Below are 18226 nucleotides of genomic sequence, written 5' to 3'. Positions count from 1 at the left end.
CCGTTTATGTGTTCAAGGCCGGTTGTTCTGAGCCTTGAGCAGATCGCGGATCTCGCCCAGCAGTTCTTCTTCCTTGGTCGGTACCGGCGGCAGGGTCGGCGCCACGGCTTCTTCGCGTTTCAAGCGGTTGATGGCTTTGACGCCCATGAAAATCGCGAAGGCGACGATCACGAAGTCAAGAATGCTCTGGATGAATTTACCGTACGCCAACATCACCGCGGGAGCATTGCCCTCGGCGGCTTTCAGCGTGATGGCCAGGTCACTGAAATCCACTCCGCCGATCAGCAGACCGATTGGCGGCATGATCACATCGCCGACAAACGACGAAACGATCTTGCCGAAGGCCGCACCGATAATGATACCGACGGCCATGTCGACCACATTGCCTTTGACCGCGAAGGCCTTGAACTCGCTGAGCACGCCCATAGTTATTTCCTTGTTACAGATGAGTTTGGTGTACGCAGTGTAAATCAGCATAACGCGTCCTGCGCGTAACACCTTCTTACAAAGCCTGTTTTTATCGACACACCATTTCGCAATTAGTTTGCAAAGTGCCACTAATCGCGCGCGGAATACGCCTCAAACCGCTGATTCCGAAGAAAAAATATTCAATCACGGCGTTGTGATCTTTCTATTTAGGTTTGGCGAATCGAGCTTCTAGCCTCTGTCTGGCGCACCTGGATGCGCCTCAAAAAAACAGAGGAACCTGAAATGAATTCCACGCTTGGTTCAGGGGTTATTCCCCGTCGCACCGTTGGTGTATTGGCCGCCAGCCTGTTGACCCTTTCCGTGAACGCCGCACCCCTGACCCGGGATAACGGCGCGGCAGTCGGCGACAACCAGAACTCGCAAACCGCCGGCGCCAACGGCCCGGTACTGTTGCAGGACGTGCAACTGATCCAGAAGCTGCAACGCTTCGACCGCGAGCGCATTCCCGAACGCGTTGTGCATGCCCGAGGCACTGGTGCCCATGGTACGTTCACTGCGACCAACGATCTGAGCGATCTGAGCAAGGCCAAGGTGTTTACCGCCGGCCAGGTCACGCCGGTGTTCGTGCGTTTCTCGGCGGTGGTTCACGGCAACCATTCTCCGGAGACCCTGCGTGACCCACGTGGCTTCGCAACCAAGTTCTACACTGCCGACGGTAATTGGGATCTGGTGGGTAACAACTTCCCGACATTCTTCATCCGCGATGCGATCAAGTTTCCGGACATGGTGCATGCCTTCAAGCCCGATCCGCGAACCAACCTTGACGATGACTCGCGTCGCTTCGATTTCTTTTCCCATGTACCTGAGGCCACCCGCACATTGACGGAGTTGTATTCCAACTCGGGAACCCCGGCCAGTTATCGGGAGATGGATGGCAACAGTGTGCATGCCTACAAGTTGGTCAACGCCAAGGGCGATGTTCACTATGTGAAGTTTCACTGGAAAAGTTTGCAGGGCATCAAGAATCTCGATCCGCAACAAGTTGTGCAAGTTCAGGGCCGGGATTACAGTCACATGACTCACGATTTAGTAACAAATATTAACAAGGGTAACTTTCCCAAGTGGGACTTGTACATCCAGGTCTTGAATCCGCAAGATTTGTCCAAGTTTGATTTCGATCCTCTTGATGCAACCAAGATCTGGCCAGGTATTCCAGAGCGAAAAGTTGGACAAATGGTCTTGAACCGCAATCCTGCGAATGTCTTCCAGGAAACCGAACAAGTAGCCATGGCGCCATCGAATGTGGTGCCGGGCATCGAGCCCTCGGAAGACCGTCTGCTGCAAGGCCGGATATTTGCCTATGCCGATACGCAAATGTATCGCCTCGGTGCCAACGCCCTGCAATTGCCGATCAATGCCGCCAAAACCGCCATCAACAATGGCAATCAGGATGGCGCGATGAATACCGGTGCGAGCACCTCGGGCGTCAACTATCAGCCAAGCCGTCTGCAACCACGTGAAGAGACGCCAGGTGCGCGCTACAGCCAGACCGCGCTGCAGGGCAGCACGCAACAGGCGAAGATCCAGCGCGAGCAGAACTTCAAGCAGGCCGGTGATCTGTATCGCTCGTTCAGCAAGAAGGAGCGCCAGGATCTGATCGAGAGCTTTGGCGGTTCGCTGGCGGGTGCCGACGACGAGAGCAAGCACATCATGCTGTCCTTCCTTTATAAGGCGGATCCTGAATACGGTGCCGGTGTGACCAAAGTGGCCAAGGGTGACCTGGATCGGGTCAAGGCCCTGGCGGCCAAACTGGTCGACTGACAGCGGCCCTTTCAAGCCCCGGCAATTGTCGGGGATTGACCGACAGCAGCGCCGCGCGTCTGGCCAGCGGAGAAATCCGTCCCGGCGCGCCGCGCTGATCGGCGATGGCTGCGTTATCATCGCGGTTTTTGCCGGGGGTTCAGATGGCCAAGGCCAAGCGCATGTATGGCTGCACCGAGTGCGGCGCAACCTTTCCCAAGTGGGCGGGGCAGTGCGGCGAATGCGGCGCCTGGAACACCCTGACCGAAACCATGGTCGAGAGCGGCGGTGCGGCCGCCCCGAGCGGGCGTACCGGCTGGGCCGGGCAGCAGGCCCAGATCAAGACCCTGGCCGAAGTCAGCATCGAAGAGATTCCGCGTTTTTCCACAGCCTCCGGCGAGCTGGACCGAGTGCTCGGCGGTGGTCTGGTGGACGGTTCGGTGGTGCTGATCGGCGGCGATCCGGGTATCGGCAAATCAACGATCCTTTTGCAGACCCTGTGCAACCTCGCCAAGAGCATGCCGGCGCTGTACGTCACCGGTGAGGAATCCCAGCAACAGGTCGCCATGCGCGCGCGCCGCCTGGGCCTGCCGCAGGATCAACTGCGGGTCATGACCGAAACCTGTATCGAAACCATCATCGCCACCGCCCGTCAGGAAAAACCCAAGGTGATGGTGATCGACTCGATCCAGACGATCTTCACCGAACAACTGCAATCGGCGCCGGGCGGCGTGTCCCAGGTACGCGAAAGTGCGGCGTTGCTGGTGCGCTACGCCAAGCAAAGCGGCACGGCGATTTTCCTGGTCGGCCACGTGACCAAGGAAGGCGCGCTCGCAGGGCCGCGCGTTCTGGAGCACATGGTCGATACCGTGCTGTATTTCGAAGGCGAGTCCGATGGCCGGTTGCGTTTGCTGCGAGCGGTGAAAAACCGTTTCGGCGCGGTCAACGAACTCGGCGTTTTCGGCATGACTGACAAGGGCCTGAAAGAAGTCTCCAACCCTTCGGCGATTTTTCTCACCCGCGCTCAGGAAGAAGTCCCGGGCAGTGTGGTGATGGCAACGTGGGAAGGCACCCGGCCGATGCTGGTGGAAGTTCAGGCGCTGGTGGATGACAGCCATCTGGCCAACCCGCGTCGGGTGACGCTGGGTCTGGATCAGAATCGTCTGGCGATGCTGCTGGCGGTGTTGCACCGCCATGGCGGCATTCCGACTCACGATCAGGACGTGTTCCTCAACGTGGTCGGCGGGGTGAAGGTGCTGGAAACCGCGTCCGACCTGGCCTTGATGGCCGCCGTCATGTCGAGCCTGCGCAACCGGCCGTTACCCCATGACTTGCTGGTGTTCGGTGAAGTCGGCCTGTCCGGCGAAGTGCGCCCGGTGCCGAGCGGTCAGGAGCGATTGAAGGAAGCCGCCAAGCACGGCTTCAAGCGTGCGATCGTGCCCAAGGGCAACGCGCCGAAGGAAGCGCCGCCAGGCTTGCAGATCATTGCGGTGACACGTCTGGAGCAGGCGCTGGATTCACTCTTCGAGTAATCAGACGTCCATCAATGCCCCAAGCTCTCGTTCGAGCTCGGCCTCATCCCCGAGGTTGAGCTCGATCAGACGGCGCAGGCGCTGAATCGATTCCAGGCTGATGTGCCGGCACTGGAAGCCCAACTGACCATGATCGTCGTGTGCCAGTTGCACATCCATCTGGATGTCGGTGTCGTCGCTCAGGTGAATGTCGACGTTGAAGTCCTGCGTTTCATCCCCCAGCCAGGGTTCCGGCCGCTCGATCAACAGCCCCTTGAGCGACAGGTCGATCAGCTTCACCGGCCAGATGTACTCGCCCTGGCTCAATTCGGTTCTGGCATCGAACGCGATACGTTTGAAGCGGCGACGCTCGGACGGGTGCTCGCTCATGGCGCAATCCTCAGGAAGGTCAGCTGACTATAGACCCGACCGGCGGGGTGATGCCAACGAATGGACTGTCTAGACCAATGTCGGGGTATGGCCTTTGCCGCCAGTAGCGCTAAACTCGGGGTGGCTGTCTTTCTTGTCCACCCTGGCTGGAATAATAAAATGAAAAATAATAATAGCCTGCTACGCCACTTACCCTGGCTGCTGCTGGCAATCGTAGGAGCGTGCGCCCTTGGCGTAGTGGCATTGCGCCGAGGCGAGGCGATCAACGCCTTGTGGATTGTGGTCGCCGCCGTGGCCATTTATCTGGTTGCGTACCGTTACTACAGTCTGTTCATCGCTAACAATGTGATGCAACTCGATCCGCGTCGGGCCACCCCCGCCGTGCTCAACAACGACGGTCTGGACTACGTTCCAACCAACAAACACATTCTCTTCGGTCACCACTTCGCGGCCATCGCCGGCGCAGGTCCGCTGGTCGGCCCGGTACTGGCGGCGCAGATGGGCTATCTGCCCGGTACGCTGTGGCTGATCGCCGGCGTTGTGCTGGCGGGCGCGGTGCAGGACTTCATGGTCCTGTTCATGTCGACCCGTCGCAACGGCCGTTCCCTGGGCGACATGGTGCGTGAAGAAATGGGCCGTATCCCCGGCACCATCGCGCTGTTCGGCTGCTTCCTGATCATGATCATCATCCTCGCGGTGCTGGCGCTGATCGTGGTGAAAGCCCTGGCTGAAAGCCCGTGGGGCATCTTCACCGTGATGGCGACCATTCCGATCGCGATGTTCATGGGCATCTACATGCGCTACATCCGTCCGGGGCGAATCGGCGAGATCTCGGTAGTTGGCGTGTTGCTGCTGCTGGGTTCGATCTGGCTCGGTGGGCAGATTGCCGCCGATCCGGTCTGGGCCAAGGCCTTCACCTTCACTGGCGTGCAGATTACCTGGATGTTGGTCGGTTACGGTTTCGTCGCCGCTTCGCTGCCGGTTTGGCTGATTCTGGCGCCGCGTGACTATCTCTCCACGTTCCTCAAGATCGGTACCATCGTCGCCCTGGCGATCGGCATCCTGGTGACCATGCCCGAGCTGAAAATGCCGGCACTGACCCAGTTCGTCGACGGCACCGGCCCGGTGTGGAAGGGCGGTCTGTTCCCGTTCCTGTTCATCACCATCGCTTGCGGTGCGGTATCCGGTTTCCACGCGCTGATCTCTTCCGGGACAACGCCGAAGCTGCTGGATAACGAAACCAACGCCCGTTACATCGGTTACGGCGGCATGCTGATGGAATCGTTCGTGGCCATCATGGCCATGGTCGCTGCCTCGGTGATCGAGCCAGGCGTGTACTTCGCCATGAACAGTCCGGCCGCCGTGGTCGGCGGTGACGTGGTGTCCGTGGCAACTGCGGTCAGCAACTGGGGCTTTGCAATTACCCCGGAAGCCCTGCAAGCCGTGGCGCATGACATCGGCGAAACCACCATCCTGGCCCGTGCCGGCGGTGCGCCGACCCTGGCGGTCGGTATCGCGCAGATCCTGCACAGTGTGCTGCCGGGTGAAAACACCATGGCGTTCTGGTACCACTTCGCGATCCTGTTCGAAGCGCTTTTCATCCTGACCGCAGTCGATGCCGGTACCCGTGCCGGTCGCTTCATGCTGCAGGACCTGCTCGGCTCCTTCGTACCGGCGCTGAAACGTACCGAATCCTGGTCCGCCAACCTGATCGCCACCGCCGGTTGTGTGGCGATGTGGGGCTGGTTGCTGTATCAGGGCGTGGTCGATCCACTGGGCGGGATCAATACCTTGTGGCCGCTGTTCGGTATCTCCAACCAGATGCTGGCCGGTATCGCGCTGATGCTCGGCACCGTGGTCCTGATCAAGATGAAGCGCCAGCGCTACATCTGGGTCACCCTGCTGCCGGCCACCTGGCTGCTGATCTGCACCACGACTGCAGGCTTCATCAAGCTGTTCGACGCCAACCCGGCGATCGGTTTCCTGTCGCTGGCCAAGAAGTACAGCGATGCACTGGCCAACGGTCAGGTGCTGGCGCCGGCGAAAAGCGTCGAGCAGATGCAGCACGTGATCTTCAACGCCTACACCAACGCTACATTGACCGCGCTGTTCCTGTTCGTGGTATTCAGCATCCTGTTCTATGCGCTCAAGGTCGGCATCGCCGCCTGGGGCAAAAAAGAGCGTACGGACAAAGAATCGCCATTCCAGGCCCTGCCGGACGCGTAAACAGAGGATTGCAGCATGTTCAATGACCTGAGTCGCCTCGGTAAATACCTCGGTCAGGCCGCGCGCCTGATGGTCGGCATGCCCGACTACGACACCTACGTCGAGCATATGCAGACCAAACACCCGGACAAACCGGTGATGAGCTACGAGATGTTCTTTCGCGAACGTCAGGAAGCCCGTTACGGTGGCAAGGGTGGGCCGAAGTGCTGTTGATCTGACAGCCTTCGGTTGATGCAGTCCCCAACTGTGGGAGCGGGCTTGCTCGCGAAAGCGGTGTGTCATTGAGCAATGATGTCGACTGACACGACCCTTTCGCGAGCAAGCCCGCTCCCACATTTGTTTTGTGTTGTTCATCAATTTTGTGAAGGGGATCGATGTTGTCTTCTCCAATACCTGTAACGGTGCTCAGCGGTTTCCTCGGCGCCGGCAAGACCACCTTGCTGCGCCATCTGTTGAAAGCCGAGCACGGCCTGAAAATCGCCGTGATCGAAAACGAATTCAGCGACGCCGGTATCGACACCCAATTGCTGGGCGACGAGCCGGTGCAAGTCATGACCCTGGCCAACGGCTGCGTCTGCTGCACCATCCACACCGACCTGACCAAGGCCCTGTACCTGCTGCTCGAACGCCTGGACAGCGGCGAAATCGCTTTCGATCGGCTGGTCATCGAATGCACCGGCTTGGCCGACCCGGCCCCGGTGGCGCAGACCTTTTTCATCGACGAAGAACTGCGCGAGCGTTATCTGCTCGACGGCATCATCACCCTCGTCGACGCGGCTCACGCCGAACTGCACCTGACCCAGACCATCGCCCAGGCGCAGATCGGTTTTGCCGACCGCTTGCTGGTGAGCAAGACCGATCTGGTGGACGAGGCCGCGTTCACGGCGCTCAGCGAACGACTGACCCGCATCAACCGCCGTGCACCGATTCGCGTGGTCGAACACGGCAACATCGATCTGGCTGAATTGCTCGATGTGCGCGGTTTCAACCTGAATGCCGATCTCGGCGGCGGGGTGAGCTTGCGGCCCGTGAGCAAGGCGCCGTCCATCGACCGGATTTCCAGTCTGGTGCTGCGCACCGATCAGCCGCTGGATATCGATCAGCTCAGCGAGTTCATGAATGAATTGCTGGAAGAGCACGGCAAGCAACTGCTGCGCTACAAAGGCGTGTTGAACATTGCCGGTGAAGATCGGCGGCTGGTGTTTCAGGGCGTGCTGAAACTCTACGGCTTTGACTGGGACACCGAGTGGGCGGAAGGCGAGGCGCGGGAAAGCGTGATCGTGTTTATCGCCGACGATTTGCCGGAAGAGAAAATCCGGGCGGGGTTTGCCAAAGTAGCGGCGAACTGAGTCCGCCGCGCTTTCAGTGCATGCAGCCGCTGAGAATCGTCTGCTCCAGATGATCCAGATGACGGTTCATCAGCGACACCGCCTCGGCAGCGTCATCACGCTCGATCGCCTCGACGATCCGGGCGTGATCCTGCCAGCCGCAACAGCTGTGCGTGGTTTCAGTGCATCGCGCAATCGCCAGTGAGGTCAGCGGCACCAACGTGCCGAGAAAATGCGCCAACGGTGCATTGCGCGCCATTTTCGCTACCTGCAAATGAAACTCCCCGGAAAGGCGAATTGCCGCCCCGCGCCGATCTTTATCCACAGCCTGACGCTCACGTTCGATTAACGCTCGCAGGCGCTTCAAATCTTCAGCCTGCGCATGCTGACAAGCCAATCGCACCAGCGTGTTCTCGGCCAGACGCCGGGCGTGCAGGGCCTGACGTGTCTGCTCGGCATCCGGCGTGGCCACTCGCGGTCGGTGGTTGGCCCGCAGCACGATGATCTGTTCGTGGGACAGCTGGGTCAGCACCCGACGCACATCAGCGCGGCTGACGCCGAACATCTGCTTGAGACTTTCTTCGGTGAAACGGCTGGCGGCATCGATGCGTTGCTCGAGGATTGCGTCGAACAGGCGCGGATACAGATCGTCCACCGGCGCGTGCAGGCGGGAGAAGGGCAGGGCCGTCGAGGTCGGGCGAGGGTGCGACGGCGTGGCAAGACTGTTCATGGCCGGTCTCCAGTGAGGCGTTTCAGTGGCTCAGGTTGTCATCCGGAATATTCAGCTCGATGCCCATCCGCTGGCCTTCACGCAGGATGTGCCGGCGCATTTCGGCGCTGGCCTGTGCGCTGTTCTTGCTGCGGATTGCGCGCACCACGGCTTCGTTTTCCTCAAGGCGTTCGGCCAGGTGCTCCGGCGAATTGCGCAGTACTTCGGCGCTTTGCTTGAGGGCGTTGCTGGTCTGTTGCACCACGCTCTGGAAAATCGGGTTCGAGGTCAGGGTGAACAGTTCTTCGTGGAACGCGATGTAGGCGCTGACCCCGGCCTCGCTGTCGCCCGCTTCGAGGGCTTCGCGCATGTCCATCAGGGTCAGGCGCAACTGGCCGACTTCCTTGCTGCTGATCGACTGCGCCACCAGACCAACGATGAACGGTTCGAGGGTGTAGCGCAGTTGCAGCACGTCTTCGAGGCTGGCGCCGGCTACCGCGCTGTCGTGGCTTTGGCTGTCACTGGCCTGGGCGTCGAGCACCACCACGCCTTTGCCCGGCATCGAGCGCACCAGGCCGAGGGTTTCCAGCACGATTACCGCTTCGCGCAGGCTCGGGCGGCTGATGCCGAGCTGTTCGGCCAATTCGCGCTGGCCCGGCAGCATCTCGCCGGAGCGCCACTGACCACGGGCCAGCGCGGCCCGGAGTTTTTCCACCACTGAGTTGACGACGGTTGATGTAGTTATCACGTGTTCGCTCCATGAGCCGTGCCTGCATTTGCACAGGCACGGCGATCATTCAGAATTCTTTGGCCGCCGCTTGAACGACCGTTTTTCTCGGCTGAAAGTTATAGCCCTGCTCGCCGTTGAGCACCTTGTTCGCCCGCTGCACGTCGATGTCCTTTTCCCAGCGGGCGATGGCCACGGTGGCGACGCAGTTGCCGATCAGGTTGGTCAGCGCGCGGCCGATGCCCATGAACCAGTCCACCGCCAGCACCAGCACCAGACCGACCACCGGAATCGCCGGGATGGCCGTCAGCGTGGCCGCGAGAATCACCAGCGCCGAGCCCGGAATGCCGTGGGCACCTTTGGAGGTGATCAGCGACACCAGCAAAATCGTCAGCAGATCGGTCATGGCCAGCGGCGTACCGGTGGCGTTGGCGATGAACACGATGGCCAGGGTCAGGTAGATCGAGAATCCGTCGAGGTTGAACGAGTAACCGGTGGGAATCACCAGCCCGACGGTCGAGCTGCCGATGCCCAGATGTTCCAGCTTGCGCATGATCTGCGGCAGCACGGCGTCGGAGGAGGCGGTGCCCATGACGATCAGCAGTTCTTCACGCAGGTACTTGAGCAACGGCCACATGCGCAGACCGGACAGGCGCATCACCAGACCGAGAATCAGCGCGACGAAGGCGATGCAGGTCAGGTAGAACAAACCGACCAGGCTGCCCAGGTGTTGCAGCGAATCCAGGCCATATTTGCTGGTGGTGAAGGCGATGGCACCGAATACGCCGATCGGCGCCAGACGCACGATCATGCCCATGATGCGGAAGATCACATGGCTCAGCTCGTTGATCAGCCGCGAGATCCCGGAAGCCGCTTCGCCCACCAGGTTCAACGCGCTGCCGAACAGCACCGAGAACAACAGCACTTGCAGGATGTTGTTGTCGGCAAAGGCGCCGAGTACCGAAGTCGGGATCAGGTCCATCAGGAACTGGGTGGTGGTGTGCATGTGCTGGCCGCGTTCGGCGATGTCGCCCATGTCGGCGGCGGACAGTTGCTCCAGATGGATATTGGCGCCGCTGCCGATCCCGGTGCTGAAGGCGAACACCAGACCGATCACCAGGGCGATGGTGGTCAGCACTTCGAAGTAGATCACCGACTTGAGGCCGATGCGCCCGACCTTCTTCAGGTCGCCGGCGCCGCTGATGCCGCTGACCACCACGCAGAACACGATCAGGCCGATGAGCATCTTGATCAGTTTGATGAAACCGTCGCCGAGCGGTTTGAGCTGGGCTGAGTATTCAGGAAGGGTCAGCCCGCAGACGATGCCGAGCACCAGTCCGAGAACCACTTGGAGGAAGATTGAACGCGAGCACCATCTGAGCATGGGAGGAATCCTGGTCGGTGTCCTGGCTGCCGTGCGCGGGGCGCATCAGATTCAGGACTTAATTATTGTGGTCTTACCGGTATGTCCAGTGCGGGTGCAGTCTAGGCGCTGTTTTTTACGGATCGCAAGTGAAAAATGACGAATTGGCATGACCGGTCTGACCAGTTGGGCGCGAGACCCCGACCTTGAGCCATTTAGCGTTCGAAACTTTTTTGCGGGCGAAAAAAAACCGGCCATCACTGGCCGGTTTTTCATGCTGCGGTTTTAACGTCGCAATTAAGCGCCGTATACCGGCAGTTTCTTGCAGATGGCTTTGACTTTCTCACGAACAGCGTCGATCACCGCTTCGTTGTTCAGGTCAGCCAGGATGTCGCAGATCCAGCCGGCCAGCTCTTTGCACTCAGCCTCTTTGAAGCCGCGAGTGGTCACAGCCGGAGTACCGAAGCGCAGGCCGGAGGTGACGAACGGGGAGCGTGGGTCATTTGGCACGGAGTTCTTGTTCACGGTGATGAACGCTTTGCCCAGAGCGGCGTCGGCGTCTTTACCGGAGATTTCCTGCTTGATCAGCGACAGCAGGAACAGGTGGTTTTCAGTACCGCCGGAAACCACGTCGAAACCGCGCTCGATGAACACGCCGGCCATGGCCTGGGCGTTTTTCACCACTTGTTGCTGGTAAGCCTTGAACTCAGGCTGCAGTGCTTCCTTGAAGCAGATCGCTTTGGCGGCGATCACGTGCTCCAGCGGGCCGCCCTGGGCGCCCGGGAATACCGCGGAGTTCAGCTTCTTCTCGATGTCGGCGTTGGCCTTGGCCAGGATCAGGCCACCACGTGGACCGCGCAGGGTCTTGTGGGTGGTGGTGGTCACGACGTCAGCGAACGGAACCGGGTTCGGGTAGACGCCAGCGGCGACCAGACCGGCCACGTGAGCCATGTCGACGAACAGGTAGGCGCCAACCTTGTCGGCGATGGCGCGGAAGCGCGGGAAGTCGAGGATCTGCGAGTAGGCAGAGAAACCAGCCACGATCATTTTCGGCTTGTGCTCAACTGCCAGACGCTCGACTTCGTCGTAGTCGATCAGGCCGTTGGCGTCGATGCCGTACTGGATGGCGTTGTACAGCTTGCCGGAGGAGGAAACGCTGGCGCCGTGGGTCAGGTGACCGCCGTGAGCCAGGCTCATGCCCAGGATGGTGTCACCGGCCGACAGCAGGGCCAGGTAAACAGCAGCGTTGGCTTGGGAACCTGCGTGCGGCTGAACGTTGGCGTAGTCGGCGCCGAACAGTTCCTTGGCGCGGTCGATGGCCAGTTGCTCGACAACGTCGACGTACTCGCAACCACCGTAGTAGCGCTTGCCCGGGTAGCCTTCGGCGTACTTGTTGGTCAGTACCGAGCCTTGAGCTTCCATCACCGCTGGGCTGGTGTAGTTCTCCGAAGCGATCAGCTCGATGTGTTCTTCCTGGCGCTGGGCTTCTTGCTCCATGGCGGCAAAAAGATCGGCGTCGTACTTGGCAATAGTCAAATCACGGCTGAACATGGCGGTCCTCAAGGATCGGGGGCAGAAAAGGGGGGCATTCTAACCCATCGGGTTTTGGATGGCATATGAAACGACATCATGTCGCAGACAAGTGGCGTTCATGACCAGATATGTGGCGTCCGTGCCGGCCTTCGTTGACCAGCCGGTTCGCACAATAACCGAGGCTGCCCCGCGATTTTGTGATCGACATCAATCCCTGTGGAAGCGAGCTTGCTCGCGAAGATCGCGCCGCCGATCTTCAGTCGAACATGAACAGCGCATCATTGCTGAACTGCGCCTCGAACCGTCCCGCCGGCATCGGCCGTCCGAACAAATAGCCCTGAACCTCGTCGCAGCCATGCTCGCGCAGGAAGTCCAGTTGCTCATGGGTTTCCACGCCCTCGGCGATCACCGCCAGATTCAGGCTGTGGGCCATGGCGATGATTGCCCGGGCAATCTGCGCGTCCTGCTCGCCGGACGGCAGGCCGTCGACGAAGGTGCGGTCGATCTTCAGCACGTCGATCGGGAATTGCTTGAGGTAGTTCAGCGATGAGTAACCGGTGCCGAAGTCGTCGACCGCGATGCTCAGGCCGAGGTTCTTCAGGCCGGCGAGGATCTGCATCGCCTCGCTGACTTCGCGCATCAGGATACTTTCGGTCAGCTCCAGTTCCAGGCACGCCGGCGGCAGGCCGGTTTCCTTGAGGATGGTGGCGATCCGCGTGCCGAGCTGGCCGTCGGAGAACTGCCGGGCGGAAATGTTCACCGAGACTTTCGGCACGCGCACGCGGCTCTGGTGCCAGGTCTTGAGCTGACGGCAGGCCTCGCTGATCACCCAGTCGCCAACGTCCACCACCAGCCCGAGTTCTTCGAGCACCGGGATGAAGTCCCCCGGCGGCACCAGTCCACGACGCGGATGACGCCAGCGCAGCAGGGCTTCGGCGCCGGTCAGGCGTTTGCCGTCGCCGCTGAACTGCGGCTGGTAATACAACACGAATTCGTTCTGCTCGAGGGCGTGGCGCAAATCGCTTTCCAGCTCCAGACGCTCCAGCGCACTGGCGTTCATGTCGGCCTGATAGAACTGGAAGTTGTTCTTGCCGCGCTCCTTGGCGTGATACATCGCGGTGTCGGCGTTCTTCATCAGTTGGCTGAGTTCGTTGCCGTCCTGCGGGCTCAGGGCGATGCCGATACTGGCGGTGACGAAGAACTCGCGGCCTTCGAGCACGAACGGCCGTACGAGGCTGGCGAGAATCTGCTCGGCCACGTGGATCGCACGGTTCAGCGCCATTTCGCGGCTGGAACGGTGTTGCAGCAACAGGGTGAATTCGTCGCCACCCATTCGCGCCACGGTGTCGTCATCGTCGACGCAGGCCAGCAACCGCGTGGCCATGTCCTTGAGCATGCGGTCGCCGGCAGCGTGGCCGAGGGAGTCGTTGATCGGTTTGAAACGGTCGAGGTCGAGGAACATCAGTACCACCCACGACTTCTGCCGCTCGGCCGATTGCAGCGCGGTGTGCAGACGATCCTGGAACAGCGTGCGGTTCGGCAGGTGGGTCAGGGCGTCGTAATAGGCGAGGCGGTGAATCCGCTGCTCGCTGGCCTTGCGCTCGCTGATGTCGCTGAAGAAACACACGTAACTGGCCAGATCGCCCTCGTCATCGAGCACGGCGGTGATGCCGACCCACGCCGGGTAATGCTCGCCGTTGCGGCGCTTGAGCCAGACTTCACCTTCCCAGGTGCTGTGCTGATGCAACTGCTTGAGCACGTAGCGCAGGTGCGCGTCCTGCTGTTCGTCGACGGTCAGCATGTTCGGCAACTGGTCGAGCACCTCGCTCACCGCGTAGCCGCTGACCCGGCTGAACGCCTCGTTGGCCTGGACGATGTAACCGGCCGGGTCGGTGATCAGGATCGCCGAGGTCGAGTGCTCGAAAACCGTGGCCGCCATGCGCAGGTCTTTCTCGGCACGGCGCTGCTGGCTGATGTCGCGACCAACCCCGAGCACGCCTTCGAAGGCGCCGTGTTCGTCCCACACCAGCACCAGACGCAGTTCGATCGGGATCTTGCGGCCGTCGGCGCGCAGGCAGTCGAACAGGAACATCTGGGTCTGCACCTGGCTGCGCAAAATCACCAGTTGCTCGGGTTTGCCCAAGGCTTTGCTGACCCGATCCATCAGGTGATAGATGCCGCTCAGCTGCTGCGGGTTGGCGATGGTCGATTGCCAGCCGTTCTGGAAAATCCACTCGGCGTCATAACCCAACACCGCTTGTACCGATGGGCTGACGTAGTTCAGCGACAGCTTGCTGTCGGTGGAGAAAATCACGTCGCTGATGCTTTCGGCGAGCATCCGGTAGCGCTGTTCGCTGTCGCGCAGGGACTCGCTGGCTTCGATCTGCTCGGTGATGTCCTTGGCCACGCCGATGATCCGCGTGACCTGATCGTGCTTGTCCCGGGCCAGCGCCTGTTCGCGAATGTCGAAGCGCCGCCACTTGCCGTCGCGATGACGGAAGCGCAACTGACACTGCAACAACTGGCTGTAACCGGCGTGACGCTGCATCTGCCGCGAGCGGTGGTAATAGTCGGCGTCTTCAGGGTGCAGGAGGATTTCCCAGAAGTACTCGCCCATCTGATGCAATTCGGTACGGTTGTAACCGAGGGTCTGGCCGAGGTGGTGGTTGCTGAAGATCATCCGCTGGCTGATCACGTCCTGCACATACAGATGATCCGGCACGGTACGCACCACGTCCGACCAGAAACCTTCGCGCTCCAGCAGCGACAGCTCGATCAGCTTGCGGCTGGTGATGTCGTTGATGCTCAGGATCACGGCCTTGTAGTCGTGCTGTTCCTGAGGCAGGCGCAGCACCAGCCACAGGTGCTGGTCGCGGCCATTGATGTCCGGCAGTTTGATTTCCAGTTCCAGCTGCTTTTGCTGCTGGAGCACCGCGTCGAGCACCTGATTGCCGATGGCGCACTGACTGTGTGGCTGGCCGTCGATCAGCAGTTGCCAGGCGTGGTCGCAGGAATTGACGTTGAGCAGTTGCAGCGCAACCTGGTTGACCTCGGTGACCCGCAGTTCGTGGAGCAATTGCTGGCGCTGCGCCGGCTGGTCGAGCCAGGCCTTGAGCTGGTCGCTGGTCTGGATCTGGGCCTTTTCAAAAACCTGCTTTAGCCCCGAAAGATCCAGCACGCACAGCGCCACGCCGGTGCCTTCGAAAATATCCTGATAACGCCGACGCCCTTCATGCACCTGACGCTGACGGCGGCGCATGTTGAGCAGCGCGATAAACGGCAGCAGCGAGAGTGCCAGGCCCAACAGGCATTTGCCGATGAACGCCGGCAGCAGTTGTTCGAGCACATGCTGGCGGTCGAACAGGCCACGCAGTTGCCAGTCGCTGCTGCTCAGCGGCACGGTCAGTACGCTGTTGGCCAGATCGTCCGGGGTCAGGGTGCTGGTCTTGGAAGAAGGCAGGGCTTCGTCGCGGCTGATGATCTGATGGTTGACGCGGTTTTCCACCAGCCACAGCGGGCGGATACCGCTGTCGCCCTGTTTGGTCAGTGCGTCGAAGAAGGTCGGCGTCAGGCGCAGCGCCCAGTAACCGCGCGTGCTGCCGCTAGCCTGATGCAGCAATAGATGCACCACCGAACCGTCGTCGGCGTTGCTGAAGTAGTGGGCCTGAGCGCGGCTGCGGCGTACCAGATCGCTGAGGTAATCGGCGTCGTGGCTGTCAGTCGCGCTGTCGCTGAGGATTTTGCCGGACGGGCTGAGCAGGGCCAGGCTGCGCAGGTCAGGCAGCGATTGCTGAAGCTTGCGCAGCAGCGCCTGCTGTTCGTCGGCCGATTGGGGCTGTTCGACGATCGGTAGCAGATTGAGGGCGATCTGCGCGTTCAGCGCCATGTTCAGGCTGACCTGAGCGGCGAGGTCAGCGGTGTAGTCGATGGTGTACTGACGCTGGTTTTTCTGGGTTTCGCGCAGTTGATCGAGCAGCTGCCAGAACAGCAACGCGAGCAGCAACAGCACCAGTGTCGCCAGCGCGCCTTTCAATGTTCCGCGCAGGGACGAGCCGGGCGCCGGTTGGGTGCTGCTCACAGAGGCTGGCGGAGTGACGTTGGACAAGCTGTAATCCTGCGGTCTGGCTGGACTGGCGCGACGTGCACTATAAGCCGGACGCCCAAGGGGCGGCTAGCATGCCTTGAGTTGTGGCGAAGTGCCAGCCCCGCTCGGCTGGACTGCCATCGGTCATTAAGGTAGCTTTGCCGGTTACGCGGGAGCCCAGACACTGTTAAAACTACTGCGCTCGGAAATACTGCGTTGAAAACAGGCTCGGACTGCTCATTTACAACCCGTAAACTCCGCGTCCTCGCCTGTTTCCGCCTTGTCTTTCCTTCGCTCGTTACGTTTTAACAGCGTCTGGCCCAGCTCCTAGACTCAGACTTTTTCAGCGCGCACGCATTGATGACCATCAAGTGAACGACGCGCATCGGTCTGGCCGGGCATCGCCTGCGCTCCAATCATTCATCTGTCACTGACCCAAGGTTCTCCATGGCTCAATACGTCTTCACCATGCATCGGCTGGGCAAAGTTGTTCCGCCGAAGCGGGAAATCCTGAAAAACATTTCGCTGTCTTTCTTCCCTGGCGCCAAGATCGGCGTACTCGGCCTCAACGGTTCGGGTAAATCCACGCTGCTGAAAATCATGGCCGGCGTCGACACCGAGTTCGAAGGCGAAGCGCGCCCGATGCCGGAACTGAACATCGGTTACCTGCCGCAAGAGCCGCAACTGGATCCGACCAAGACCGTGCGTGAAGTGGTCGAGGAAGCGGTCAGCGTGATCAAGGATGCGCAAGCGCGTCTGGACGAGGTCTACGCCGCTTACGCCGACCCGGATGCCGACTTCGACAAGCTGGCCGCCGAACAGGCCAAGCTCGAAGCGATCCTGCAGGCCAGCGACGGTCACAACTTGGAGCGCCAGCTGGAAGTCGCCGCCGATGCGCTGCGTCTGCCGGCCTGGGACGCCAAGGTCGAGCACCTGTCCGGTGGTGAAAAACGTCGTGTGGCCCTGTGCCGTCTGCTGCTGTCCGCCCCGGACATGCTGCTGCTCGACGAACCGACCAACCACCTGGACGCCGACTCCGTTGCGTGGCTCGAACACTTCCTGCACGACTTCCCGGGCACTGTGGTAGCGATCACGCACGACCGTTACTTCCTGGACAACGTCGCCGGCTGGATTCTGGAACTCGACCGCGGCGCGGGCATTCCTTACGAGGGCAACTACTCGGGTTGGCTGGAAGCCAAGTCCGATCGTCTGGCCCAGGAATCCAAGCAGCAATCGGCTCACGAAAAAGCCATGAAGGAAGAACTGGAGTGGGTGCGCAAAGGCGCCAAGGCCCGCCAGTCGAAATCCAAGGCTCGTCTGCAACGCTTCGAAGAAATGCAGTCGCAGGAATTCCAGAAGCGTTCGGAAACCAACGAGATCTACATCCCGGCCGGTCCGCGCCTGGGCGACAAGGTCATCGAGTTCAAGAACGTCACCAAGGGCTACGGCGATCGCGTACTGATCGACAACCTGTCGTTCTCGATGCCAAAAGGCGCCATTGTCGGCGTGATCGGCGGTAACGGTGCCGGTAAGTCGACCCTGTTCCGTATGCTGATGGGCAAGGAAACCCCGGACTCTGGCAGCATCGAGATCGGCGAAACCGTGCAACTGGCCTGCGTTGACCAGAGCCGCGAAGACCTCGACGGCAGCAAGACCGTGTTCCAGCAGATCTCCGACGGTTCCGATCAGATCCGCATCGGCAACTACGAGATCCCGTCGCGTACCTACGTCGGTCGCTTCAACTTCAAGGGCGGCGATCAGCAGAAGTTCGTCAAGGACCTGTCCGGTGGTGAGCGCGGTCGTCTGCACCTGGCGCTGACCCTGAAGGAGGGCGGCAACGTCCTGCTGCTCGACGAACCGTCCAACGACCTCGACGTTGAAACCCTGCGTTCCCTGGAAGAAGCCCTGCTGGACTTCCCGGGCGCCGCCATTGTGATCTCTCACGATCGGTGGTTCCTTGACCGCGTCGCGACTCACATCCTGGCGTACGAAGACGACTCGCAAGCGGTGTTCTTCGAGGGCAACTACACCGAGTACGAAGCCGATCGCAAAAAGCGCCTCGGCGAAGCAGCGGCCCAGCCACACCGGGTACGCCACAAGAAACTGGCCTGATAACAGGTTGGTTG

13 protein-coding genes are annotated in these 18226 nt (G+C 60.6%); 6 read left to right on the top strand and 7 right to left on the bottom strand.

All coding sequences use genetic code 11. The features are described from left to right. Window positions 1–12: 12 nt before the first annotated feature. Entirely contained in the window at window positions 13–426 is a 414-nt protein-coding gene (mscL, locus tag PMI24_RS02305; protein WP_045121628.1) for a large-conductance mechanosensitive channel protein MscL, read from the bottom strand. A 285-nt stretch (window positions 427–711) separates the two neighbouring features. On the opposite strand from mscL, the gene katB reads away from it, so the two are divergent. Next, on the top strand, window positions 712–2250 hold the full coding sequence (katB, locus tag PMI24_RS02300; RefSeq protein WP_007950986.1) for a catalase KatB: 1539 nt from the start codon (window positions 712–714) through the stop codon (window positions 2248–2250). 143 nt (window positions 2251–2393) lie between these two features. Next, window positions 2394–3761 (top strand): DNA repair protein RadA, encoded by a 1368-nt coding sequence (gene radA / locus PMI24_RS02295; protein ID WP_007950985.1) that lies wholly within the window; start codon window positions 2394–2396, stop codon window positions 3759–3761. On the opposite strand, the gene PMI24_RS02290 is transcribed toward radA, so the two are convergent. Further along, a complete protein-coding gene (locus PMI24_RS02290) occupies window positions 3762–4130 on the bottom strand; it encodes a PilZ domain-containing protein (protein WP_007950984.1) in 369 nt (122 codons plus the stop codon). A gap of 159 nt (window positions 4131–4289) precedes the next feature. On the opposite strand from PMI24_RS02290, the gene PMI24_RS02285 reads away from it, so the two are divergent. From PMI24_RS02285 to yjiA, 3 genes are all read left to right on the top strand, one after another. After that, window positions 4290–6356 carry a carbon starvation CstA family protein gene (locus tag PMI24_RS02285; RefSeq protein ID WP_007950983.1) on the top strand — a complete coding sequence of 689 codons (2067 nt, stop codon included), beginning with the start codon at window positions 4290–4292 and terminating at the stop codon, window positions 6354–6356. 15 nt (window positions 6357–6371) lie between these two features. Beyond that, complete coding sequence (locus tag PMI24_RS02280) at window positions 6372–6569, top strand: YbdD/YjiX family protein (protein WP_003228401.1); 198 nt, start codon at window positions 6372–6374, stop codon at window positions 6567–6569. Between the two features lie 161 nt (window positions 6570–6730). Continuing rightward, window positions 6731–7705: a GTPase gene (gene yjiA, locus PMI24_RS02275; protein ID WP_007950982.1), complete on the top strand. Its 975-nt coding sequence runs from the start codon at window positions 6731–6733 to the stop codon at window positions 7703–7705. A gap of 13 nt (window positions 7706–7718) precedes the next feature. Here the strand turns inward: yjiA and PMI24_RS02270 are convergent, their stop codons facing one another. The 5 genes from PMI24_RS02270 to morA all read right to left on the bottom strand — a co-directional run bounded on the left by PMI24_RS02270 (window position 7719) and on the right by morA (window position 16121). Then, on the bottom strand, window positions 7719–8414 hold the full coding sequence (locus PMI24_RS02270) for a GntR family transcriptional regulator (RefSeq protein ID WP_007950981.1): 696 nt from the start codon (window positions 8412–8414) through the stop codon (window positions 7719–7721). 22 nt (window positions 8415–8436) lie between these two features. Further along, window positions 8437–9141 (bottom strand): FadR/GntR family transcriptional regulator, encoded by a 705-nt coding sequence (locus PMI24_RS02265; RefSeq protein WP_007950980.1) that lies wholly within the window; start codon window positions 9139–9141, stop codon window positions 8437–8439. A gap of 49 nt (window positions 9142–9190) precedes the next feature. Then, window positions 9191–10504 carry a C4-dicarboxylate transporter DctA gene (locus PMI24_RS02260; RefSeq protein WP_007950979.1) on the bottom strand — a complete coding sequence of 438 codons (1314 nt, stop codon included), beginning with the start codon at window positions 10502–10504 and terminating at the stop codon, window positions 9191–9193. Window positions 10505–10780: 276 nt separating this feature from the next. After that, window positions 10781–12034 carry a serine hydroxymethyltransferase gene (gene glyA, locus PMI24_RS02255; RefSeq protein ID WP_007950978.1) on the bottom strand — a complete coding sequence of 418 codons (1254 nt, stop codon included), beginning with the start codon at window positions 12032–12034 and terminating at the stop codon, window positions 10781–10783. 238 nt (window positions 12035–12272) lie between these two features. After that, window positions 12273–16121, bottom strand: a complete 3849-nt coding sequence (gene morA / locus PMI24_RS02250; RefSeq protein WP_007950977.1) for a cyclic di-GMP receptor MorA — start codon at window positions 16119–16121, stop codon at window positions 12273–12275. 426 nt (window positions 16122–16547) lie between these two features. Here morA and ettA point away from each other — a divergent pair, with 426 nt between their 5' ends. Further along, window positions 16548–18212 (top strand): energy-dependent translational throttle protein EttA, encoded by a 1665-nt coding sequence (gene ettA / locus PMI24_RS02245; RefSeq protein WP_007950976.1) that lies wholly within the window; start codon window positions 16548–16550, stop codon window positions 18210–18212. Window positions 18213–18226: the final 14 nt, after the last annotated feature.

Source organism: Pseudomonas sp. GM25, from assembly GCF_000282255.1.
Classification (GTDB): Bacteria; Pseudomonadota; Gammaproteobacteria; order Pseudomonadales; family Pseudomonadaceae; genus Aquipseudomonas; species Aquipseudomonas aphyarum.
The sequence above is the reverse complement of the archived record's forward strand: the minus strand, read 5'-3'. Positions and strand labels throughout refer to the sequence as shown.